This is a genomic window from Sphingopyxis sp. QXT-31 (genome assembly GCF_001984035.1).
Lineage (GTDB): Bacteria > Pseudomonadota > Alphaproteobacteria > Sphingomonadales > Sphingomonadaceae > Sphingopyxis.
Genome location: NZ_CP019449.1, coordinates 2,218,003 through 2,240,508, shown reverse-complemented (window position 1 = coordinate 2,240,508; position 22,506 = coordinate 2,218,003). Strand labels below are relative to the sequence as shown.

The following is a 22,506-nucleotide window of genomic DNA, read 5'->3' as shown; positions in this document are numbered from 1 at the left end:
CAGCAGTTTAGTGATTGTGCCGCGGCAGCGTCTTTGACGTCTGGCGATATTTCAGTGCAAACTCCATGACCCCGCCTTCGCCAAGCTGGCCCGTCTTTTCACGGAACAGCTCTTCCCAGGGCGTATTGCTCGGCGGGATTTCGGGGAGGCCTTCGGCTTTTCGCCGCTCGATCTCGTCCGCGTCGACCAGCATGTCGCAGGTTCCGGCGTTGAGGTCGATGCGGATCATGTCCCCGTCGCGCAGCCATGCGAGACCGCCCCCCGCCGCGCTTTCGGGGGAAGCGTTGAGGATCGAAGGGCTGTCCGACGTGCCCGACTGGCGTCCGTCGCCCAGCGTCGGCAGCCATTGGATGCCGCGCTGGATCAGCGCATCGGGTGGCTGCATGTTCACGACCTCGGCCGATCCGGGCCAGCCGAGGATGCCCGACGAGCGCATCACCAATATGCAATTCTCGTCGATGTTGAGCGCCGGGTCGTTGATGCGGTGATGATAGTCGTCCGATCCGTCGAAAACGACTGCGCGCGCCTCGAACACCCCTTCGGCGCCGGGGCGCGACAGATAGCGCGTGCGGAATTCGGGCGAGATGACCGATGTCTTCATGACCGCGAAGTCGAATAAATTGCCTTTCAGCGTCAGGAATCCCGCCTTCGCCTGCAACGGATCGGCGAACGGTCGGATCATTTCGCGGTCGGCACTCTCCTGCCCCGCCAGATTGTCGGCGATGCGGCGCCCGGTGACGGTCAGACAATCGCCGAATAACTTGCCTGCGTTCAGCAATTCCCACATCGCCGCGGGCACCCCGCCGGCGCGGTGGAAGCGCTCGCCCAGATATTTCCCCGCCGGCTGCATGTTGACCAGCAAAGGCAGATCATAACCATGGTCGGTCCACACTTCGGGTTCGAGTTCGACCCCCGCGTGCCGTGCCATCGCGACGATATGCGGCTGGGCGTTGCTCGATCCGCCGCACACGCTGACCGTGGCGATGGCATTCAAAAACGCCTCGCGCGTCAATATGTGCGACGGGCGCAGATCCTCATGGACCATTTCGACGATCCGCCGTCCGGTGCGATAGGCATATTGCCCGCGCTCGCGGTACGGCGCCGGGATCGCGGCGCAGCCGGTGAGCGACAGGCCGAGCGCCTCGGCGACCGCGTTCATCGTCGACGCGGTACCCATCGAATTGCAATGGCCCAGTGACGGCGCGCTCGATGTGGCACGCTCGAGGAACTCCTCCTCGTCGATAAGCCCCGCTGACAGCGCGCGGCGGCTGCGCCAGATCACCGTGCCCGACCCGACCAGTTCGCCATCGTGCCAGCCGTCGAGCATCGGCCCGCCCGACAGCACGATCGCGGGAATATCGACCGTGGTCGCAGCCATCACCTGCGACGGCGTCGTCTTGTCGCAGCCGGTGGTGAGCACCACGGCGTCGAGTGGATAACCGTTCAATATCTCGACGAGCCCCAGATAGGCAAGGTTGCGGTCGAGCGCAGCGGTCGGGCGACGGCAATTTTCGAAGATCGGGTGCACCGGAAACTCGATCGGAATGCCCCCCGCATCGCGAATTCCGTCGCGCACGCGCTTCGCGAGATCGACATGGACGCGGTTGCACGGGGACAGGTCGCTGCCCGATTGCGCGATGCCGATGATCGGCTTGCCCGACTGCAGTTCCTCGGGGGTCGTCCCGTAATTCATGAAGCGCTCGAGATAGAGCGCGGTCATGTCCCAGCGTTCGGGATTGTCGAACCAGTCGCGCGATCGCAGCCGGGGGCGGGGCGGGGACCCGGTCACCGCCGCTCGACCCCCTTCGGCCGCCGCGTGGCGAGGCTGGGCGCGGCGTCGGATTCGCGGCGGATCAGCGAATAGGGCATCGTCATCTGCTGCTCCTGCGCATGCTCGCCGGCCTTGCGCGCGCGCATGATCGTCGCGATCGCCGACACCGCCCAGGCGGTCATCTCGCGGATCGGCTGGCGGATCGTCGTCAGCTCGGGCCAGATGGTGCTCGCCATCGCGGTATCGTCGAAACCGCAGACAGTGATATCGTTGGGGACGTCGAGGTGGCGGCGATGCGCGACCGCCACGGTCGCCGCGGCCATATCGTCGTTCGACGCAAAAATCGCGGTCGGTCGGGGATCGACGGCGAGCAGTCGCTCTGCGCCATCCATCCCCGACCGATAGCTGAAACGCCCCTGCACGATCAATTCGTCCAGGACGGGGAGTCCGGCGTCGGCCATCGCGGCGCGATAGCCGTTCAGCCGCCGGCCGCTGGCAACCTGTTCGGGATTGCCGATGATGAAGCCGATGCGTTCGTGGCCCAAGTCGATGATATGCCGGGTCATGTCGTAAGCGGCCTGGAAATCGTCGATCATCACCGCACCGTGCGACCCCGTCGCCTTGCCGGGTCCCACCGCGATGGCGATGGCATCGAGCTCGCTGACCAGGTCGAGCACGCTCTGGTCGTCGCATAGCGGCGGCGGCAGGATGAAGCCTTTGATCCCGCCCTGCGCCAGGTTGCGCATCAGCGCTTGAGCCTCGGCGACGTCGAGGCAGCTCTGCACGATCAGGTGGATATCGCTCCGCGTCGCTTCTTCGAGCGCGCCCATCAGGAATTCGCTGAGATAGGATGCCGAGGGATTGTCGAAGAGGAGCGCGATGCGCAACTGCTCGCCGCCGGCCAAGCTGCGCGCGGCGCGGTTCGGCATATAGCGGAGCGCAGCGATCGCCTCCATCACCTGTTGGCGCGTCGCCGCCCGCACGTTGGAATCGCCATTGATCACGCGGCTCACCGTCATCGGCGAACAGCCCGCGGCGGCGGCGACGTCGGAAATGGTCGGGGCCTTGCCCTGGCGGCGGCCCTGGCGGGGCATGGTAGCGCTCTTTTCGCTCATGCCAGCGTCCCTAAAACGTCTGACCTGCCGACGCTAGGCGAATATCGGAGGCGCGCCGCGATCATATGCCGGGCGCCTCGGGGAAGCGTTGGGTGCGATACCATTCGAGCGGGTACGGCGGAGCCGCATGGCCGGGCGGCAGCGGGCGCCTCGACAGCGACTGGAAATAGGCGATCGACGCATCGCGCCACCAGCGCGCCTCGTGCTGCTGGACCGCCAGCAGCGCCGCAACCTCGCCGTGGCGGCGCGCGTCGAACCGGCTGCGAAGGCCGTTCCACTGCAGCGCCATCGCATCGACTCCGGCGACGCCGCGGTCGTAGCGGACGACCAGTTCGTCCCAGACGGTGCGCCCGGTGGCCAGCCGGTCGTCCCAGCGCTTGCGGTGGAACCACAAAAGGAAGGGCAGGGCGGGGTCGCCTTCTTCGGCATAGGCCTTTGCCAGACCGGCGGGATATTGGCCGAGCGCGTTGCTGCCCTCCGCCGTGCGATCGAAACCGATCCCGTCGGCGTCGGCGCGGTGGTAATAGACCGGGTTCCAGTCGGGCCGCTCCAGATCGTCGACCCAGGGCGCGGGGCCATAATGATGGTCGCTGCCCATCAGATGCGCGAGGCCGAGCGGGGTCATATAGTCGACCACCGTCTGGCGGCTCGTCAGCATCATGGGAACGACGGCGTCGATCAGCACCGGGTCGGGCGCGAAGCTCTGCGCGACCCATTCGCGCGCTATGGCGTCCGACGAGCGCGTCGGATCCCAGGCCAGCCGGCCGAAGGCGTACCAGTTCGCCTGGTCGAAATGCGACCCGCTCCAGTTGCGGTCGGACCCGATATTGGCGATCCCGGCGATCAGGCTGGTGGGGCCGCCCGCGACGATGTCGGCCAGCGTCGCGCGCTCATCCCGGCCCAGCCCGCCGGTGTCGAGCGCCTCTTCGAACAGCGGCGCCAGATAGGCGAGATGGGTCGAGAAGCCGAGATATTCCTTGGTGATCTGCAGTTCGAGCCCGAGCTGTGTCTTCGGCATCGCGCCGAACAAAGGGCTCACCGGCTCGCGCGGCTGGAAATCGAGCGGGCCGTTCTTGACCTGCACGACGACATTGGAATCGAATTGCCCGTCGAGCGGCTGGAAGGCGTTGTACGCCTGCATCGTCCGCTCGACCGCGGGGTCGGGATCATAGACGAAGGCACGCCAGATCACGATGCCGCGGTCGCCGACCGCGCGCGCCAGCATATTGGCGCCATCGGCGTGCGACCGACCATAATCCTGCGGTCCGGGCTGGCCCTCGCTATTCGCCTTGACCAGGAAACCGCCGAAATCGGGGATGGCGGCATAGATTTCGTCGGCCTTCGTCTGCCACCAGCGCTGAACCTCGGGGTCTAGCGGGTCGGCGGTGGTCAGGCCGCCGAGATCGCGCGGCGCCGAAAAGCGCGCCGACAGGAAGACGCGGATGCCATAGGGGCGCAGCGTGTCGGCGAGCGCGCGCGTCTTGGCGATGAATCGCGGGGTCAGGAAGGTCGCGGGCGCGTTGACATTGTTCACCGCGACCGCGTTGATCCCCACCGACGCGTTGGCGCGCGCATAGTCGGTCAGCCGCGGATCGACATAGCCGGGCAGGCGCCACCACTGGAAGATCGAGCGGCCGGCATAGCCGCGCTCGACGCTGCCATCCAGATTGTCCCAATGGTCGAGCATGCGGATCGCGACGCGCGGCGCGTCGGCCTGCGGCAACGCGTTCAGCGGCGCCTGCTGCTGGATATGGCGGAGCAGTGCGAAGCTGCCGTAGAGCAGGCCGATGTCGTCTGCTGCCGAAATTACCGTCCGGCTGCCGACACGATCGATGCCAAAGGAACCGGGCGGACCGGTGCCGCGCAGCGTCGGCAGCGCCGCAGCGCAGGGCCGGTCGCGCCGGCACAACTGAAGCGCTTCGCGCGCATCGGGAACGAGCGCCAGCGGGTGGCCCAGCCAGATGCCCAAGGCGCGGCTGAGCTCGGCGGTTGCGGCATCGATCGTCGGACCCGGCGGCGCGTCGACCGACAGCGCGGGCGCGATTTGCCGTACCTCTTTGGCATAAGCGGGTTCCAGCGGGCGATAGCGCAGCCACAGGTCGTAGCCGTCCTCGGCCCGCGAGGGGCCGGTCGCGAGCAGCAGGGCGAGCACAAATGCCAGGATCGTCGCTGCACCCCGCATCCTCTTTGCTCGTCTCCCCCTTTTCGCGCTCGCCATGACTTGACAGCGCCCGTCGCGACTGTTCATGGTAGCGCTACCATAAGCGTGGAGAATCGATCCGCGCAAGAAAAAAGGGAGAGAGACGATCATGCGCATGACGCTGGCGGCCGCCTTGCTGGCCACGACGATGATCCTGCCGCTGACGCAGGTCACAGGGCAGCCCGCGGCACCCGTATCCGCCTCCGCGACCGCAAAGCCTCCCGCCAGCGCCCCCTATCGCAACGCCAGCCTGCCGGTCGACGCGCGCGTCGCCGATTTGCTCGCGCGCATGACGCTCGAAGAAAAGGTCGCGCAGATCATCACCCTGTGGGACAGCAAGGCCGATGTGCAGAACGCCGACACGACGTGGAATGCGGCGAAGGCGTCGTTGAAATTCCCCGACGGCCTCGGCCAGGTCGCGCGCCCGTCCGACCGCAGCGGCCCCAGCAGCCCGCGCACCAACAAATTGCGCTCGATCGAGGAGAGCGTCGACTATGTGAACGCGGTGCAGACCTGGGCGACCAAGAACACACGCCTCGGCATCCCCGTGCTCTTCCACGAGGAAGCGCTGCACGGCCTCGCCGCGCGCGACGCCACCAGCTTCCCGCAATCGATCGCCATGGCCTCGACCTTCGACCCCGATCTGATCCGCGACGTCAACAGCGTCATCGCGCGCGAGGTGCGCGCACGCGGCGTGCCCTATGTGCTCTCGCCCGTCGTTGACGTCGCGCGCGACCCGCGCTGGGGCCGGATCGAGGAAACCTTCGGCGAGGATCCCTACCTGGTCAGCGAAATGGGGGTCGCCGCGGTCGAGGGCTTGCAGGGCAAGGGTCGCCCCGGCCCGCTCGCGCCGGGGAAGGTGTTCGCGACGCTCAAGCATATGACCGGCCACGGCCAGCCCGAAAGCGGCACCAACGTCGGCCCCGCGCCGATCGCCGAACGCACATTGCGCGAGGATTTTTTCCCGCCGTTCGAGGCGGTGGTCAAGCGCACCGGCATCGAGGCGGTGATGGCGAGCTATAACGAGATCGACGGCGTCCCCAGCCACGTCAACAAATGGCTGCTCGGCGACGTGCTGCGCGGCGAATGGGGCTTCGAGGGCGCTGTCGTCAGCGACTATTATGCGATCGACGACCTCGTCCGGCTGCACAAGATCGCCCCCGACCTCGCCGATGCCGCGCGCCAGGCGCTCGCGGCCGGGGTCGACAGCGACCTGCCCAATGGCGCGGCATACAAGACGCTCGTGGAATCGGTGCGCGCGGGCAAGGTGAAGGAGGCCGATATCGACGCCGCGGTGACGCGGATGCTGCGGATCAAGTTCCTCGCCGGGCTGTTCGAAAACCCCTTCGCGCGGATCAAGGATACCGCGGTCACCAACAATGCGGAGGCGATCGCGCTGGCGCGGCGCACGGCGGAAAAGTCGCTGGTGCTGCTCAAGAACGATGGCGTGCTGCCACTCGCGCTGCCGGCCGCCGGTGCGGCGAAACCCAAAATCGCGGTGATCGGCCCCAACGCCGCGGTGGCGCGGCTCGGCGGCTATTACGGCATCCCGCCCAAGACCGTATCGCCGCTCGACGGGATCAAGGAACTCGTCGGCGACAAGGCGAACGTCGTCTATAGCGAAGGCGTCAAGATCACCGAAAATGACGACTGGTGGGCCGACGAGGTCCAGCTCGCCGATCCCGCCGCAAACCGCCAGCGCATCGCCGCCGCGGTCGAGGCGGCGCGCGGCGCCGACCATATCCTGCTCTTCATCGGCGACACCGAACAGACCAGCCGCGAGGGCTGGGCCGACACGCATCTCGGCGATCGGTCGGACATCGACATCGTCGGCGAGCAGGAGGAGTTGCTCGACGCGCTGAAGGCGCTCGGCAAACCGGTCGTGGTGGTGCTCGTCAACGGCCGCCCGCCCTCCTATCCGGGCGTCGTCGCCAAGGCCGATGCCATCCTCGAGACTTGGTACGGCGGCGAGCAGCAGGGGCATGCGATCGCCGACGCGCTGTTCGGGCGCGTCAATCCGGGCGGCAAATTGCCCGTCACCGTCGCACGCAACGTCGGCCAGCTACCCTTCTTCTACAACCACAAGCCGACCGCGCGGCGCGGTTATCTGTTCGACGATAAGGCGCCCTTGTTCCCCTTCGGCTATGGGCTCAGCTACAGCAAATTCACCATCGGGACGCCGCGCCTGTCGGCCCCGTCGATCGCGGCGGGGCAGCCGGTTTCGGTGACCGTCGACGTCGCCAACACCGGCTCGCGCGAAGGCGACGAGGTGGTGCAGGTCTATGTCCGCGACAGCATCAGTTCGGTCACCCGCCCGGTCAAGGAATTGAAAAGCTTCCAGCGCATCACGCTCAAACCCGGCGAGACGAGGCCGGTGACGATCACGCTAACCCCCGCGGCCTTCCAGATGTGGAATGCCGAGATGAAGCGCGTCATCGAACCCGGCGAGTTCGAGATCATGGTGGGCCCGAACTCCGCCGAGGTGCAGAGCGTCAAGCTGGTTGTCACGCCATGATCGATACCACGCTCAGCCGGCGCGAGGCGCTCGCCGGCCTCTCGGCCCTATCGCTGGCCGCTTGCGCGGGCGGCGCCGGGTCGGCTGCCTCGCCGCCGCCTCCGGACGAGGGCCTGCACGCCATCGCGCAGGGCAAGGGGCTGCGCTTCGGTTCGGCAATCGCCTATGGCGCCGAAGGATCGGACAGCGGCTCGATCGGCAATCCCGACTATCGCACCATAGTCGAGCGCGAATGCGGACTCGTCGTCGCCGAGAATGAGATGAAGTGGCAGGCGATCCGCCCCGGCCCCGACCAATATAATTTCGCCGCCTTCGACGCGATCGTCCGCTATGCCAAATCGAAGGGCCTCGATATCCGCGGCCACACCCTGCTCTGGCACCGCCCGAAATGGCTGCCCGAGTGGGTCAATAATTACTACTATGGAGCGCGCCCCGCGACCGTGGCGGCGCGGCTGATCACCAGCCATATCGAGACCGTGACGCGGCGCTATCGCGGCGTCATCCACAGCTATGATGTCGTCAATGAACTGTTCGACGACAAGACCGGCGCCTTCGTCGATACGTCGATGTCGAAGGCGATGGGCAGCCACGAGGCGGTCGTCGATCTCGCCTTTCACACCGCGCGGACCGAATTGCCCGACGCCGAGCTCGTTTATAACGACTATATGAGCTGGGAACCCGGCCATGCGAACCACCGCGCCGGCGTGCTGCGCCTGCTCGAGGGGTTCCGCAAGCGCGGGGTGCCGTGCGACGCGCTCGGCATCCAGTCGCACATCGAAATGCGCACGATCGACCGCAAGACGGGCATCGGCCCCTATGACCTCAAGGAGTGGCGCGCCTTTTGCGACGCGGTCACCGGCATGGGTTACCGGCTGCTGCTCACCGAATTCGACGTCAAGGACAATGGCCTGCCCGCCGACCATGCCGCGCGCGACGCCGGCGTCGCGAACTACACGCGCGCTTATATGGAGGTGATGCTCGCCTATCCGCAGCTGCGCGATATCCTCGCTTGGGGCATGGTCGATAAATATAGCTGGCTGCAAGGCTTTGCCCCGCGCGCCGACGGCCTGCCGCAGCGCTGCTGTCCATATGGCGACGATTATCGCCCGCATCCGATGCGCGCCGCACTGGCCGAGCTGTTCGCGGGCGCCGCGCCGCGCACTTGACCGCGCGGCGATCGCGGCGAAGGAAGGGCGGATGACGACCGCGCCCGATTGCCGTCCCGCCGACAGCGCGGTCATCGACGTCCTCGCGATCGGCGCCGAGCGCGCGCCGCTGATCCGCATCGACGGCGCGACGACCGACCCCAACGCGCTCGTCGATTTCGCCTGCAACGCCGTCGCCTTTTCGCCTGTCGCGGGCAATCTCTACCCCGGCCTTCGCGCCCCGATGCCGCTCGACTATGTGCGGGCAATGGCGACGCGGCTCGATCCGCTCGTGCGCCGCGTCTATGCACTCGGCGATGCCCGGCTCGCGCGCGCCGAATGTTTCTTTTCGATCGTCACGACGCCGGCGGCCAAGCTCGTCCCGCTCCAGACGGTGCCGCACATCGACACCAGCGATCCGCTGCATTTCGCGACGGTCCACTATCTCTGCCCGCCCCATTTCGGCGGCACCGCCTTTTTCCGGCAGCGGTCGACGGGCTATGAGGCGATTTCGCCCGACCGCGAGGCGGAGTGGGATCGCGCCCGCGACGCTGCGCTCGCCGTGCAGCATCGCCCGGCCTATCCGTCGCCCGATACCGCCGACCATGTCCGCGTCGCCGCGATCCCGGCGGCGTTCGACCGGCTGATTCTCTATCGCAGCAACAGCCTGCACGCGGGGATCATCGACCCCGCCGTCGCGCATCCCGCCGATCCGCGTTCGGGCCGCCTGACCGCGACGATGTTCCTCGCCTATCGCCCGCCCGCATAAAGAAAGGCCGCCGTTTCTTGCGAAGCGGCGGCCCGAGGGAAGGAGGCGGGATGCACTCCTAAAAGGTGAAGCGCGCCAGGATCGTGAAGCGGCGGTCGCTCATATACCATTGGCGCGGGACGTACTGGATCTCGCCGGCCCCGTTGAGCACCGCGGCCTCGGTCTTGGTCTGCGAGTTCAGGATGTTCACCGCCTGGACGCCCAGCTTGAAATTGTCGGTGACGCTGACCGTCGCCGATGCGTCGAGCTGGCCATAGGCGCGCTGGAAGATCGGATCGAACGGCGTGATCACGTCGCGGATCGTCAGCAGGTAGCGCGAGCGCCAGTTGTAGGACGCGCGCAGCGACAGCGGACCGATGTCGATGAACGGGGTGAAGTTGATCGTATGCTTCGACAGCCCCTGGAGCGGGAACGCGTCGCCCGAAATCGCCGACTGCCGCCCCGCCGCAACATCGGGGTCGGTTGCCGACAGCGTCGTTTGCGGCACACCCGACGATTTGACATAGGTATAGGTCGCCTGCAGCCCGAGGCCCGATAGCGGCCCCGGCAGGAAGTCGAACACCTGCTGGTACGACACTTCGGCACCGGTGACCTTGCCCGTGTCCTCCGAATTCACTGCCGTCGTCAGCACGACCGGGAAGGTCGCGCCATTGTTGGTGAGGTCGGTCGACACCGTCGCATTGGTCACCACATTGTGCAGCCGCTTGTGGAACAGCGACAGCGTGATCTGTCCCACCTTGCTGAAATAATATTCGGCGGTGAGGTCGAAATTGTCCGACGTCGTGGGCAACAGATTGGGATTGCCGGCGGTCACCGTCGACTGGATCCGGAAGCTGCCCGGAATCGCCGCGCCGCTACTGTCGACATTCTGCTCGGCGGACAGGCCCGTCACATTGAAATAATTCCGCGAGAAGCCAAAGGGCGGGGCGAAGACGCCCTTGAAATAGCCCGCGCGGAACTGCAACCCGCCGCCGACCTCGAGCTTCAGGTTCACGCTGGGCAGGAAATAATCATAGGTCGTCTTGGCGTCGATCGGCAGCAGCGCGCCGTTCAAATAGTCGCGCGCCTGCTGGCGCACGGCGGGCGTGAAGGTACAGAAACCGGTCGCCGGCTGCCCGGCATTGGCGGCATCGATACACGCCTGCTCGGTCGTGATCGACGTCGGATTGTTGGCGAATTGCTGGAAACCCTGCGACGTCCGCTTGGTGCGCGTGTAGCGCAGCCCGACGTTGCCGGTCAGCCGCGTTCCGCCGCCGAATTCGCTGTCGAACTTGACCATCCCGTAGAGTGCGAAATTCTTGTTCTGCTGCGGGTTGATCTCGCCCGGCTGGAACGGCGTGCCCGCGACATTGCCGCAGCGGTCGGCGAGCGAATTCCAACCCGCGTTGATCGTCCGGCCATCGACGCCGCAGGTCGTCGTCCCCTGCCATTCGCGCGCGATGGCGTTGGCATAGGCGATATAGGCTTCGCGGTCCTTCACCGTGTCGCCCGAGTAGAAGAGGCGCCCTTGGCCCGCGATCGGATTGTTGGCGGCGCCGCGGAAGAAGTTCGGATAGAAGACCTGCTCATAGCCCTGCGGCGGGGTGCCGCCGGTGCCGCCGACCACGCCGTCGACATTGTCGTCGAACCAGACCGGCCCGCCATTGCCCCATTGCTCGCTGAGCACGCCCCAATTGTAGATCGAGAAACGCGCGGTCTGCTCGGTATCGGCATAGCGCCCGCCGACCTGCACCGACTTCAGGAAGCCGCTGTCGGGGAAGGAGAGTTCGGCATCGACGCGGAAGGCGTCCTCGCTGCCTTCGCTCGCTTCCAGATGGTCCATCGCCGCGCGATAGAAGCTGTTGAACGGATCGGTGAAGCTCTGGTGGTTGGTCCCGAAATAGGAGGGATGGTCGTCGTCGTCGAAACCGATCGTGCCGCCGGTCGATCCTTCCGGACCCGGGCAGGCCGGATTGATGCAGGTCTGCGGCGGCAGGAACTGCACCAGCGGCAGGCCCTTGCCGTTCAGCGTGATCGCTGCATCCTGATAGGACGAACCCCACAGCGTGTTGTCCTCGACGTCGCTCTTCGAATCGACGTGCTGATAGTCGAAGTTCAGCGCAAAATTCTCGGTCGGCGTCCAGCGCAGATTGGCCGAATAGTCGGTGGTCTTGATCCGCTCATAATGATCGCGCCGGATATTGTTCGACTGGAGACCGAGCACCGGGGTGCGCACGTCGTCGGTCTGCTGGTCGGCGCGCCAGCCGGTCGGGCCGGTGATCACGCCATTTTCGAATACGCCGCTGTCGTCGAAATCAAGCGAGGTGCCGGCAACGGCGCGTGAATCGCCGTTGTTCGACACATTGTCGGTGGCGATTTCGATCGTATTCTCGCTCCACGCCTGACGCGCGTCGGACCGCAGGAACTGGAAGGTCGCGGCCAACGTGCCGTCGTTGCTTTCCCACTGCAGCGCGCCCGAATAGCCGTAGCGTTCGCGGTTGAAATTCTGGCGGCCGAGCACGGCGCCGCGCGGGAACAGGACCGACGGTCCTGCGGTCGCGCCGGAGAAGGGCACCACATCGGTGCGCGTCCCGTCCGAATAGCTCGTCCGCGGGCGAAAGCTCGAGATGCCGATGCGGTCGGCCTGCGAATAGAGCTGCGAATAGGAGGCGCTCGCCAGGATGCCGATCTCGCCGATGCCGGTCGACCAGCGATTGCTGACCAGCGCCGAAAAGGTCGGCGCCGATTTTTCGACGAAGTCGCCGTAGTTGAGCTCGGCCGAACCGGCGATCAGCAGGCCGGTCTGGTCGAAGGGCAGGCGTGTCCGCAAATTGACGATGCCGCCGATGCCGCCCTCGATCAGGTCCGCCGACGGCGTCTTGTAGACATCCACCCCCGCGAGCAGCTCGGACGGCACGTCGGCGAAGCTCAGCCCCGACCCGTTACCGGCGCTGAATGCGTCGCGGCCGTTGAAGCGCGATCCGACATAGCTGAGGCCGCGGATGGTGACGCCCGACCCCTCGACCGAGAAATGGTCGGGGTCGACGCCCGCCGAGAAGCGGTTGATGGTGACGCCTGGAATACGCTGCAGCGCCTCGGTAACCGAGCGGTCGGGCAGCGCGCCGATATCTTCGGCGGTGATCGAGTCGATGACGGTATCCGCATTTTCCTTGCGACCCTGCGCGCTCTGCAGCGCGGCGCGGAAGCCGGTCACGACGATCGCGTCGTCGCCGCTCGCCTCGGCGACCTCGCTCTCGTCACTGTCCTGGGCCAGGGCCGGGGTAGCGATTATCGTGGCGGCCACGAGTGCCAGCGTCGAGGCGCCGATACGAAGCCAGGGCGCCGCGTGATTCGTGTGCTGCGCTTTACGAGAAAATATCGTTGCAACAGGCATTTAAACCCCTCCCATGTCACGGGCCTTTTCGGCCTCATATAGTCGCGAACCTGAAAAGGTAGCGCTACCATTTGCATGTCATATGGCATACACCGGCTTTCGACAAGCGGTGATTTGCGCTAGGGATCAACGATGGTGATCGGGTGTGACAAAAATGCCGACGCCGGAGGGGGAGTGTGATGGAAACGAACCGAATTCAATCGATTGTCATCGTCGGCGGCGGCACCGCGGGCTGGATGACCGCGGCCGCCCTCGCCCGCATCCTGGGCCCCGACTATGCGCGCATCACCCTGGTGGAATCGGACGAGATCGGCACCGTCGGGGTCGGCGAGGCGACGATCCCGCAGATCAACATCTTCAACCGCATGCTGGGCATCGACGAGGATGATTTCGTCCGCCGCACCAAGGGCAGCTTCAAGCTCGGGATCGAGTTCGTCGACTGGGGCGGGATCGGCCAGCGCTATTTCCACCCCTTCGGCAACATCGGCGTCGATATGGGCGGCGTGTCCTTCCACGCTTTCTGGCAGCGGCTGCGCGGCGAACCCGAGTTCGCCGACGTCGAGGATTATTCGGTGATGGCGAAGGCCGCCCGCCACGGCAAGTTCATGCGCCCGACGACCGCGCCGGGTTCGCTGCTGTCGTCGATCGCCTACGCCTTTCATTTCGACGCCGGCCTCTACGCGCTCTATCTGCGCGAACTGGCCGAGGCGAACGGCGTGCGCCGCGTCGAGGGCAAGATCACCGACGTCGCGCGCAATGGAGAAACCGGCCATATCGAGCATGTCACGATGGCGGACGGGCGCGTCGTCGGCGGACAGCTGTTCATCGACTGTTCGGGGTTCGGCGGCCTGCTCATCGGGCGCGCGCTCGGCGTCCCCTATGTCGACTGGTCGTCTTTCCTGCCGTGCAACCGCGCGGTCGCGGTGCCGTGCGAACATGGCGGGGAGTTCACGCCCTACACCCGGTCGACCGCGCGCTCGGCGGGCTGGCAATGGCGCATCCCGCTCCAGCACCGCATCGGCAACGGCCATGTCTATTGCAGCGACTATATCTCCGACGACGAGGCGGCGGCGGTGCTGCTGGCCAATCTCGACGGCAAGCCGCTCGCCGATCCGCGCTTCCTCAAATTCACGACCGGCCACCGCGCGCGCTTCTGGGAAAAGAACTGCGTGTCGATCGGCCTGTCGGCGGGCTTCATGGAACCGCTCGAATCGACCAGCATCTGGATGATCCAGACGGGCATCGCGCGCCTGCTATCGAATTTTCCCGACCGCGGCTTCGAACCGGCAAGCATCGAGCGCTACAACCGGCTGATGGTCGAGGAGAGCGAATTGGTGCGCGATTTCCTCGTGCTGCACTATCATGTGACGACGCGCGACGACTCCGATTTCTGGAACTATTGCCGCACGATGCCGATCCCCGACCGGCTCGCCGAAAAGATCCGTGTGTTCCAGAGCAGCGGCCGCGCCTTTCGCGAGCATGAGGAATTGTTCAACGACACCAGCTGGTTCGCGGTAATGGAGGGGCAACGGCTCGGCGCGCGCGGCTTCGACCCGGTCGCCGAACTGATGCCGATCGAGCAGACGCGCGACCGGCTGCGCCAGATCAAGGCGGCGGTCACCGCGTCGGTCGACCATATGCCGCTCCACCGCGACTATATCCGCGAGCATTGCGCCGCCTGATCCCGGCCACGAAAAAGGGGGCCGGTCGCCCGGCCCCCTTCGACAGGCTTCGCTGGGACGCGCTCAGCCGGTCATGGCCTCGAGTTCCTTGCCCTTGGTTTCGACGATGAAGCGCTTGACCAGGAAAAAGCTGATCACCGCACAGACCGCATAGAAGCTGTAGCTGACCGCGAGGCCCAGCCCGACCGCCATGATCGGGAAGGTGAAGGAGATCAGGAAGTTCGCGAACCACTGGAAAAATCCGCAGATCGCCAGCGCCGATCCGCGGATCTGGTTCGGGAACATCTCGCCCAGCATCACCCACATGATCGGGCCCCAGCTCAGGTTGAAGAAGATCACGTACAGATTGGCGGCAATCAGCGCGAGCGTGCCCAGCGACGACGATAGTTGCAGCTGTCCGTCGGCGTCGAGCGTGCCATTGGCAAAGGCGTAGACGAGCGCGAACAGCGTCGCCGCCATCCCCGCCGATCCGATCAGCAGCAGCGGCTTGCGACCGATCCGGTCGACCAGCAGGATCGTCCCGAAACAGGCCGCGATCGACACGACCCCCGACACGATGTTGATCTGCAGCGACTGGTCCTCGGTAAAACCCGCCAGCTGCCAAAGCGTCGCGCCATAATAGAAGATCACGTTGATCCCGACGAGCTGCTGGAACACCGCGAGCAGGAGGCCCGCCCAGACGATCGGGCGCACCCCGCCCTTCACCGGATCGAAGATGTCCGACAGCCGCGGGCGATGATCGGCGTTGAAGCTCGCCTTGATCTCCGCGACTTTGGTCGCCGCTTCGTCGGCGCCGAACAATCTGGTCAGCACCTGGCCGGCTTCGTCGATCCGCCCCTTCGACACCAGATAGCGCGGGCTTTCGGGGATGAAGAGCAGCGCGATCAGAAAGACCGCCGCGGGGACCGCCTGCATCAGATACATCCAGCGCCACGCCTCGATCCCCGCCCAATAAGGCGCGGTCGAGGTGCCGGCGCTCGCGGCGAGGAAATAGTTGACGACGAAGGCGGCGGTCAGCCCGGTAATGATCATGATCTGCTGCACCGTCGTCATGCGGCCGCGGATATGCGCGGGAGCGACTTCGGAGATATAGGCCGGCGACAGCACGCTCGCCGCGCCGACCGCCATCCCGCCCATGATCCGGGCGACGACGAACAGCGCCTGGACATGGGCAAAGCCCTGAATCAGCGCACCGACGAGGAACAGCACCGCAGACAATATCATCACATTGCGTCGGCCAAGCACGTCCGCGAGCTTGCCTGCAAGGAATGCGCCTATAAAACAGCCGATAAGCAGTGATCCGACGGTAAAGCCCAGCCCCGCCTCGCCCAGGGCGAAGGCGGTGCGCAATCCGTCCTGCGTCCCGTTAACCGCACCGCTGTCGTAACCGAACAGCAGACCCCCGATCGTGGCGACGGCGACGATCGCAAAAATGAGCGCCAGATTGGTCTGGCTTCCCGACGTGGTGTTCATGCGCTCTCCCAAGCTCCGTTATGGTAGCGCTATCATGATTTGATGTCGCGAGTAGCGCAAGCCCCTTGATTTCTAACAGGCCGAGTACCCGTTTCTGCGAGACTTACGCTCGGAAGCTGACGGACCCCATCCGCCCGATCCGTTTCCTATGCCGACGCTGCGGACGCGCTCGACAGCGCGCGGGCGAAGTTCGGTTTTGATAATGACTGGCCCGTCCACGTCCGGGGTAACGTCCGCTTCTGGCGGTTGGGGCCCGAAAGCTGCCGGTCCGAGATCGGCCAGAACCGGAATTCGGGACCGAACTGTTCGAGCAGTTTGCCGGCGACGGCAGAGATTGCCGCTCGCCCTTCTAACACTGCGTCGGGCTCGTACATAACCGGGGCCGCATCATAGAGCTCGTCGATCGCAGCAGATCGCAATTCTGCGTCTCTCTCTCTCTCTCTCTCTCTCTCTCTCTCTCTCGTTGACCACGCGCTCGAGGTTCTCACGGAGAAGGCGATTGAAATCGGCGGCGTCGGGGTCGACTGCGGGATGGAGGTCGTGGTCATCGTCTTTCTCCTGATCTGGCTTGGGGCAGTCGATCTTGGCCGATTCTTGGAGGCATCGGTTTCCAGTTACGGCAGGTCGATGAGCAAGACTTCGGCGTCCGTGTCTGCCTCGAACGAGATTTCCTCCTCCGAAGTGATCGCGGCACCGTCTCCTTCACGCATTTCTGTTCCGTTGAGGCCGACGATTCCGGCGATGACCTGGACCCAATAGCCGCGCGCCGGGTCGAGCTCGCGGTTGATCGTTATGCCCTCGTCAAGCCGGGCGATCGCCATCGCCGCGTCCTGACGCAGCGTCAGCGATCCGTCGCGTCCATCGCCGCTGGCGATGGTGATCCAGCGGTTGCGCTCGCCGTCGTCGGCGAACGACCTTTGCTCATAGGTCGGCGGACCGCCGGTTTCGGCTGGGATGATCCAGATCTGGAGCAAGTGGGTGCGTTCGTCGGCGCTCGGGTTGCGCTCGCTGTGACGGATGCCTGTGCCGGCGCTCATCCGCTGGACCTCGCCCGCGCGGACGACAGCGCTGTTGCCGAGATTGTCGCGATGCTCGACAGCCCCCTTCAGCACGATCGTCACGATCTCCATGTCCCCATGGCCATGTTCGGGCAGGCCGGCGCCGGGAACGACGCGGTCTTCGTTGAGCACGCGGAGCGCACGGAATCCCATATGCTTGGGGTCGTTATAGTCGGCGAAGGAGAAGCTGTGGTGGGCGTCGATCTGAGCGCCTTGGTGGCGACCTCGTGCGCCGCGGTCCCTGAACTGGATCATGGCTCTCTCCCGGAAGATGGAGCGCCGCCTGACAGGCGGCGCTCCGGTCATTGTCAGGCAGCGTCGACGAGGACGATTTCGCTATCCTCGATCGCGGTCACGCGCAGCACGTCCATATCGCTGATCGCAGCGCCGTCGCGGGCATTCACCCGGACGTCGTCGATCTGGACTGCGCCCTTGGCCGGGACGAGATAGGCCTTGCGGTCTTTGCCGAGCGGATATTCGGCGGTCTCGCCAGCCAGCAAAGTGGCGCCGACCACGCGGGCGTCGGTGCGGATAGGCAGCGCGTCATTGTCGTTTTCATAGCCCGACGCGAGCGTCACGAACTTGCCCGACCGTTCGCCCTTGGGGAAAGGCTTGGCGCCCCACTGCGGCGCTTCGCCGTCGCGGGTCGGGATGATCCAGATCTGGAAGATTTTCGTGGTAACGTCTTCCAGATTATATTCCGAATGGCGGATGCCGGTGCCGGCGCTCATGACCTGGACGTCGCCCGCTTCGGTGCGGCCCTTGTTGCCAAGGTTGTCCTGATGCGTGATCGCGCCTTCGCGGACATAGGTGATGATTTCCATGTCGCGGTGCGGATGCGGCGGGAAGCCGGTCTGCGGCGCGATCGTGTCGTCGTTCCAGACGCGCAGGCTGCCCCAGCTCGTGCGCGCGGGATCATGATAGCCCGCGAACGAGAAGTGATGTTTGGCGTCGAGCCAGCCGTGGTTGGCACCGCCGAGGCTGTCGAAAGGACGAAGTTCGATCATTTTCTATCTCCGTGGCGCGCCGGGGTCGGCCGCCGTTGAACAGAATTTAGGCATTGCAGCCCATTTGGTTCAGTGGGATAAATTGCTTCGAAACGTTCGAGGAAATGGAAAAGTTAACAACCCGGGCACGCCGACGCTGGACCAGCTTCGCATCTTCCTCGCGATTGTCGACACGGGCAGTTTCGCGGCGGCGGGGCGCCGGCTCAATCGCGCCGTTTCGGTGATCAGCTACGGCATTTCCAATCTCGAGGCGCAGCTCGGCCTGACGCTCTTCGAGCGCGAGGGGACGCGCAAGCCGCAACTGACCGTCGCGGGCCGCGCGCTCTTGTCAGAAGCGCGGGCGATTTCGGCCGGCATCGACGGCTTGCGCGCCAAGGTGAAGGGGATGCTCGACGGACTGGAGGCCGAGGTCGATCTTGCGGTCGACGTGATGTTGCCGTCGGAGCGGCTCGGCCGTGTGCTGCGCGCCTTTGCCGCCGAGTTTCCGACGGTGCAGCTCCGGCTTCATGTCGAAGCGCTCGGCGCCATCACCGCGATGGTGCTCGATCGCAAGGCGATCCTCGGCATATCGGGGCCGTTAGCGGCCGGGGTCGAGGGTGTCGAATGCGTCGCCGCGGGGTCGATTTCCATGGTCCCGGTGGCGGCCCCCGACCATCCGCTCGGCCGGATGGAGCGCATCCCCCCCCGAGCGGGGCGCGATTATACGCAGCTCGTCCTGACCGACCGTTCGCGCTTTACCGAAGGGCGCGACTATTCGGTGATGAGCCCCAAGACCTGGCGTCTCGCCGACCTCGGCGCCAAGCATGCGTTGCTGCGCGAAGGGATTGGGTGGGGGAACATGCCATTGCCGATGATCGAGCCCGATCTGGTCGCGGGAACGCTCGTCCAGCTGGCGATGCCCGACCATCCGGGGGGTACCTATCGTTTCGCGGGCGTCTGGCGCCGCGATACGCCGCCGGGGCCGGCAGCATCGTGGCTGCTCGAACAGTTTGTCGTCCTCGGCCAGCACGATGCCGAACGCGCCGGGATGATCGATCTTTAAAGCTTTAGCATCGCCTCGGCGCCGATCATATGGATCGTCCGCGCGGGGCCGGTGTCGCGAATGAAGGCGCCTGGACGGAAGGCCGAGAGCGATGCGGTGAAGGACAGGAGGGCGCTTACCTGCCAGCCCGCCGAAATCTCGATCTGGTCGCCGATATAGCGCGCGTCGCTGGCTCCCGCGGGACGGATCAGGCTGCCCGGGATGTCGTAGATGCCGTCGCCGCGGCTTTCGCGCCAGAAGCGCGCGGCCGTCAGTTCGAAGGTCACGCCCTTGCCCAGATCGAAATCGACGCTGGGATGTAAGTTCAGGATATTGCGTGGACCGATCGGTGATAGCTCGCCGAAGTATTTTCCTTTGGGAAAAGGGGCGTTGAAGGTGCCGAGGCGATCGTCGGTGGCATCGCGGTCGCCGCTGGCGATATTGGCACGAAGGCGAAGGCCCGGTTTGAGCGGCGCATGCGGAAAGCTCCATGCGGTCTCGGTGGCGGGCGACCAGGCGCGGATGCGGGCACCGTCGAAATGACCGCGCTGGAGCATCGCCTCCCAATTCCAGCCGAGATCGCCGCGCTTGCCGAAGAAGCGCAGGCCAACAGTGTCGCGGGTCTCGCGTCCGGTGCGACCGGCAAATCTGGCCTCTTCATTTTGGTAACCGAGCCAGTAAGCGTCGATACCGATGCTGGGCGCGGCTGCCAGCGTCGCGTAAATGCCGTCGAGCCGCCGCGTATTCGACGTCCGGTCGTCGAAATTGCCGGCACCGATCGCGACGGGACGGAGACGGAAGGCGTCGACGCGGATCGGACCATGGTCGGCGATCGCCCGAACGCCGTCAAAGGCCTGCGGGATGTTCGGGCCGTAGCGAATACCGACAAGCCGTTCCGACCCGAGCGCGACAAGCTCGCGACCGGCGCGCAGCGTGAGGCTGCTGTCTGTGCCGAGCTTCAGCCTGATGTCGCCGAAGCCCTGCAACAAATCGATCCCTGTTTCGTCGGCCGGCCCCTTGCCGGCCCCGACGCCGCGCACATAGCCCGCGATGCCCTGCACGAAGACACGCGCAGGGCCGACGTGGAGGTCGGCGTGGGGCATGACGCGGAGCCACAGATAGCCGTCGTCGGGCGCGGGCGGGTCGCCCCACAGATTGTCGTCGAACCCTTCGAAACGCGCGCGGGCTTGGCCGCCGAGGGTCAGATAGGCATCTCCGCTTGCGTCGAGCGGCACATATTTGGACTGCCGCCAGCCTTCGCGCGGTTCGTCGCTTAGCACCGACCAGTCCTCGTCATAGCGCAAATTGGTCTGCTCGACCGATTGCGCGAGGGCGGCCCCGGGGGCGAGCGCCGCGAGAAGCAGGGGAAGGCGCATCAGCGCGTGACGAAATGGCGTACCACCGGCGGAGCGTCGCCGGTCAGATAGGCGGCGAGCGCGTCCTGCTGCACGCGGTCGGCGTTGGTCACGCGGTCGTGCTGGCGGAGATGCTCGAGCCAGCTTTCGACGGTGAAGGTCTCGATGACGGTGCCCGGGTTGGCCGTATCCTCGTAAACGCCCCAGTGAATGGCGCCGTCGCGGCGACGGATGCGACGCATCTCCTGGACGGCGGTGAAAAATTCGGAGAGCTTTGCCGGATCGACGCGATATTCGATCGTGACGAGGACCGGGCCGCTGTCATGCTCGACAGCGCCATCGACGATCGGGGCGGGCCAGTGCGCCGAGGGTGCGAGATCGAGCGTGCTCGCCTTGTCGAGCGGGAAGCGCCAACCGAGGAACAAGCTAGCCGCGACGAGCAGCGAGGCCGCGACGAGCAGGGTCGAGGGGACGCCGATTTGCGACGCGACCGAACCCCATAAGGTCGAGCCCGCCGTCATCGATCCCTGGAAGACGAGGAGGTAGATCGCGAGCGCGCGCGCCTTGACCCAGCCAGGCGACGTCGCCTGCGCGCCGCCGTTGAGCGAGGCCATCATCGCGATCCACGCGAGGCCCGCGACGAACAGCGTTGCGGCAGCGGCGGCGAATTGCGCCGATTGCGAGAGTCCGGCCATCGCGATGGCGAGCAGGATCGAGGCGGCGAGGGTGATTGCGTTCGTACCGATCTTGCCGCGAAGCCGCGGCATGACCATCGCGCCGCTGATCGCGCCCAGTCCCATAAAGGTCAGAAGGCCGCCATAGCCTAGCGGGCCGAGCCCCAGATCGCGCCGCGCGATGATCGGGAGGAGCGCCCAGAGGCCGCTCGCAAAAAGGAAGAAGCCGACCGAGCGGACCAGCACGACCTTGAGCTCGGGCGCACGCATCGCGTACCGCAGACCCGCGCGCATCGCGCCGACCATATGTTCGGCGGGGAGGTGCCGGCCGGGCGCGATCCGGCGCCAGCGGGCGAGGACGACGAGGATGCCAAGGATCGACAGGGCATTGACCGCGAAGACCGCTGCGGGTCCCGAGGCGGCGATGATCAGGCCGCCGAACGCCGGGCCGATCGCGCGGGCGATATTGACGCCGAGCGAATTGAGCGCGACCGCTTGCTGCAGGGCCGGGCCGGGCACGAGTTCGGGGACGATCGCCTGGAAGGCAGGCGCCGAGAAGGCTGCACCGATCGCGATGGTCGCGGTGAAGGCGAGCAGGATCCAGGCGTTGGTGAGGCCCGCAAGCGTCAGCGCCGACAGGATGGCAGCGCCGGCCAGCCCGAACAGCTGCGCGCCGATCAACAGCTTCCGCCGGTCGACGATGTCGGCGAGTGCGCCCGCGGGAAGCGCGAGAACGAACATGGGAAAGGTCGTTGCGGCCTGCACCAGCGCGACCATCAGCGGATCGGGCGAGAGCGAAGTCATCAGCCAGCCCGCACCGACGTCGTGCATCCAAGTGCCGATGTTCGAAACGACGGTCGCAATCCAGAGGGCGCGGAATACCGGGCTGGCAAGCGGGCGAGGGGGAGAGGCGGCCGTATCGGTCATGATTTATGCGTCCGCAGGATCGCGACAAGCATCAGCCCGCCGATCAGCCCGACATGTTCGAGGAACGTGTTGCGCTCGTGGAAGCGCGCTACCGGATCGGTGACCTCCCAGAAGGGGTGGGCGATCAGCGTCGCGATCGCAGTGAACACGCCGAGTGCGCCCGCGCCGACCCAGGCCTGACGGCCGAGGATGACAAGCAACGAACCGCCGATCTGGACAAGGACCGTCGCGGCGACGGTCAGCATCGCCGGCTCGAGCCCGAAGTGCCGCGCCTCACCGAGCGCCCCCGGAAGATCGAGCAGCTTGGCGAAGCCGCTTGTCCAGTAGGGAAGCGTGAGAAGCGCCGAGGCGAGAACCGCGAAGCGTTGATCGCCGAGAAGGCGGGCCGCAAGAGCGGGGGCAGGGCCGGGCGCCATCATCG

Annotated in this window: 16 protein-coding genes; 5 read left to right on the top strand and 11 right to left on the bottom strand. The window is 65.9% G+C overall.

Translation table 11 applies throughout. The annotated features are described in order from the left end of the window. Positions 1-7 precede the first annotated feature (7 nt). The 3 genes from BWQ93_RS10690 to BWQ93_RS10680 form a co-directional block, all read right to left on the bottom strand. On the bottom strand, positions 8-1,789 hold the full coding sequence (locus BWQ93_RS10690; RefSeq protein WP_077030536.1) for an IlvD/Edd family dehydratase: 1,782 nt from the start codon (positions 1,787-1,789) through the stop codon (positions 8-10). Further along, positions 1,786-2,865, bottom strand: coding sequence for a LacI family DNA-binding transcriptional regulator (locus BWQ93_RS10685; protein WP_077032327.1), 1,080 nt, complete (start codon positions 2,863-2,865; stop codon positions 1,786-1,788). The genes BWQ93_RS10690 and BWQ93_RS10685 overlap by 4 nt, the downstream gene beginning before the upstream one ends. Positions 2,866-2,947: 82 nt before the next feature. Then, positions 2,948-5,068 carry an alpha-glucuronidase family glycosyl hydrolase gene (locus BWQ93_RS10680; protein ID WP_077030535.1) on the bottom strand — a complete coding sequence of 707 codons (2,121 nt, stop codon included), beginning with the start codon at positions 5,066-5,068 and terminating at the stop codon, positions 2,948-2,950. A gap of 127 nt (positions 5,069-5,195) precedes the next feature. Here BWQ93_RS10680 and BWQ93_RS10675 point away from each other — a divergent pair, with 127 nt between their 5' ends. Genes BWQ93_RS10675 through BWQ93_RS10665 form a run of 3 tightly spaced genes read left to right on the top strand, consistent with a single transcriptional unit; the run spans position 5,196 to position 9,515 of the window. Continuing rightward, complete coding sequence (locus BWQ93_RS10675) at positions 5,196-7,601, top strand: glycoside hydrolase family 3 N-terminal domain-containing protein (RefSeq protein ID WP_232314587.1); 2,406 nt, start codon at positions 5,196-5,198, stop codon at positions 7,599-7,601. After that, on the top strand, positions 7,598-8,767 hold the full coding sequence (locus BWQ93_RS10670; protein ID WP_077030534.1) for an endo-1,4-beta-xylanase: 1,170 nt from the start codon (positions 7,598-7,600) through the stop codon (positions 8,765-8,767). The genes BWQ93_RS10675 and BWQ93_RS10670 overlap by 4 nt, the downstream gene beginning before the upstream one ends. A 31-nt stretch (positions 8,768-8,798) precedes the next feature. Continuing rightward, the gene (locus BWQ93_RS10665) at positions 8,799-9,515 is read left to right on the top strand and encodes a DUF6445 family protein (RefSeq protein ID WP_077030533.1); all 717 of its coding nucleotides are present in this window, start codon (positions 8,799-8,801) and stop codon (positions 9,513-9,515) included. A gap of 58 nt (positions 9,516-9,573) precedes the next feature. Here BWQ93_RS10665 and BWQ93_RS10660 read toward each other — a convergent pair whose 3' ends face one another. Continuing rightward, positions 9,574-12,798, bottom strand: coding sequence for a TonB-dependent receptor (locus BWQ93_RS10660; RefSeq protein WP_198040365.1), 3,225 nt, complete (start codon positions 12,796-12,798; stop codon positions 9,574-9,576). 269 nt (positions 12,799-13,067) lie between these two features. On the opposite strand from BWQ93_RS10660, the gene BWQ93_RS10655 reads away from it, so the two are divergent. Further along, positions 13,068-14,570: a tryptophan halogenase family protein gene (locus BWQ93_RS10655; RefSeq protein ID WP_077030531.1), complete on the top strand. Its 1,503-nt coding sequence runs from the start codon at positions 13,068-13,070 to the stop codon at positions 14,568-14,570. Positions 14,571-14,633: 63 nt separating this feature from the next. On the opposite strand, the gene BWQ93_RS10650 is transcribed toward BWQ93_RS10655, so the two are convergent. The 4 genes from BWQ93_RS10650 to BWQ93_RS10635 all read right to left on the bottom strand — a co-directional run bounded on the left by BWQ93_RS10650 (position 14,634) and on the right by BWQ93_RS10635 (position 18,108). Next, complete coding sequence (locus BWQ93_RS10650; protein WP_077030530.1) at positions 14,634-16,043, bottom strand: sugar porter family MFS transporter; 1,410 nt, start codon at positions 16,041-16,043, stop codon at positions 14,634-14,636. A gap of 146 nt (positions 16,044-16,189) precedes the next feature. After that, on the bottom strand, positions 16,190-16,591 hold the full coding sequence (locus BWQ93_RS10645) for a hypothetical protein (RefSeq protein ID WP_077030529.1): 402 nt from the start codon (positions 16,589-16,591) through the stop codon (positions 16,190-16,192). 66 nt (positions 16,592-16,657) lie between these two features. Continuing rightward, complete coding sequence (locus tag BWQ93_RS10640; RefSeq protein ID WP_077030528.1) at positions 16,658-17,356, bottom strand: pirin family protein; 699 nt, start codon at positions 17,354-17,356, stop codon at positions 16,658-16,660. Between the two features lie 53 nt (positions 17,357-17,409). Further along, positions 17,410-18,108, bottom strand: coding sequence for a pirin family protein (locus tag BWQ93_RS10635; protein WP_077030527.1), 699 nt, complete (start codon positions 18,106-18,108; stop codon positions 17,410-17,412). An 82-nt stretch (positions 18,109-18,190) separates the two neighbouring features. Here BWQ93_RS10635 and BWQ93_RS10630 point away from each other — a divergent pair, with 82 nt between their 5' ends. After that, on the top strand, positions 18,191-19,150 hold the full coding sequence (locus BWQ93_RS10630; RefSeq protein WP_077030526.1) for a LysR family transcriptional regulator: 960 nt from the start codon (positions 18,191-18,193) through the stop codon (positions 19,148-19,150). Here BWQ93_RS10630 and BWQ93_RS10625 read toward each other — a convergent pair. From BWQ93_RS10625 to BWQ93_RS10615, 3 genes are read right to left on the bottom strand one after another with little or no spacing between them, the layout of a single operon-like run. After that, complete coding sequence (locus BWQ93_RS10625; protein WP_077030525.1) at positions 19,147-20,505, bottom strand: alginate export family protein; 1,359 nt, start codon at positions 20,503-20,505, stop codon at positions 19,147-19,149. The genes BWQ93_RS10630 and BWQ93_RS10625 overlap by 4 nt on opposite strands. Next, on the bottom strand, positions 20,505-22,085 hold the full coding sequence (locus BWQ93_RS10620; protein ID WP_077030524.1) for an MFS transporter: 1,581 nt from the start codon (positions 22,083-22,085) through the stop codon (positions 20,505-20,507). Before BWQ93_RS10620 ends, BWQ93_RS10625 begins: the two co-directional genes overlap by 1 nt. Beyond that, positions 22,082-22,504, bottom strand: coding sequence for a DoxX family protein (locus BWQ93_RS10615; protein ID WP_077030523.1), 423 nt, complete (start codon positions 22,502-22,504; stop codon positions 22,082-22,084). The genes BWQ93_RS10620 and BWQ93_RS10615 overlap by 4 nt, the downstream gene beginning before the upstream one ends. Between the last annotated feature and the right edge of the window lie 2 nt (positions 22,505-22,506).

Bases quoted from the DNA above. Each gene is read 5' to 3' on its own strand.
- BWQ93_RS10675 (WP_232314587.1), top strand. From the start codon at position 5,196: ATGCGCATGACGCTGGCGGCCGCCTTGCTGGCCACGACGATGATCCTG.
- BWQ93_RS10645 (WP_077030529.1), bottom strand. From the start codon at position 16,591: ATGACCACGACCTCCATCCCGCAGTCGACCCCGACGCCGCCGATTTCA.
- BWQ93_RS10665 (WP_077030533.1), top strand. From the start codon at position 8,799: ATGACGACCGCGCCCGATTGCCGTCCCGCCGACAGCGCGGTCATCGAC.
- BWQ93_RS10620 (WP_077030524.1), bottom strand. From the start codon at position 22,085: ATGACCGATACGGCCGCCTCTCCCCCTCGCCCGCTTGCCAGCCCGGTA.
- BWQ93_RS10640 (WP_077030528.1), bottom strand. From the start codon at position 17,356: ATGATCCAGTTCAGGGACCGCGGCGCACGAGGTCGCCACCAAGGCGCT.
- BWQ93_RS10685 (WP_077032327.1), bottom strand. From the start codon at position 2,865: ATGCCCCGCCAGGGCCGCCGCCAGGGCAAGGCCCCGACCATTTCCGAC.
- BWQ93_RS10650 (WP_077030530.1), bottom strand. From the start codon at position 16,043: ATGAACACCACGTCGGGAAGCCAGACCAATCTGGCGCTCATTTTTGCG.
- BWQ93_RS10680 (WP_077030535.1), bottom strand. From the start codon at position 5,068: ATGCGGGGTGCAGCGACGATCCTGGCATTTGTGCTCGCCCTGCTGCTC.
- BWQ93_RS10655 (WP_077030531.1), top strand. From the start codon at position 13,068: ATGGAAACGAACCGAATTCAATCGATTGTCATCGTCGGCGGCGGCACC.
- BWQ93_RS10615 (WP_077030523.1), bottom strand. From the start codon at position 22,504: ATGATGGCGCCCGGCCCTGCCCCCGCTCTTGCGGCCCGCCTTCTCGGC.
- BWQ93_RS10670 (WP_077030534.1), top strand. From the start codon at position 7,598: ATGATCGATACCACGCTCAGCCGGCGCGAGGCGCTCGCCGGCCTCTCG.
- BWQ93_RS10635 (WP_077030527.1), bottom strand. From the start codon at position 18,108: ATGATCGAACTTCGTCCTTTCGACAGCCTCGGCGGTGCCAACCACGGC.
- BWQ93_RS10625 (WP_077030525.1), bottom strand. From the start codon at position 20,505: ATGCGCCTTCCCCTGCTTCTCGCGGCGCTCGCCCCCGGGGCCGCCCTC.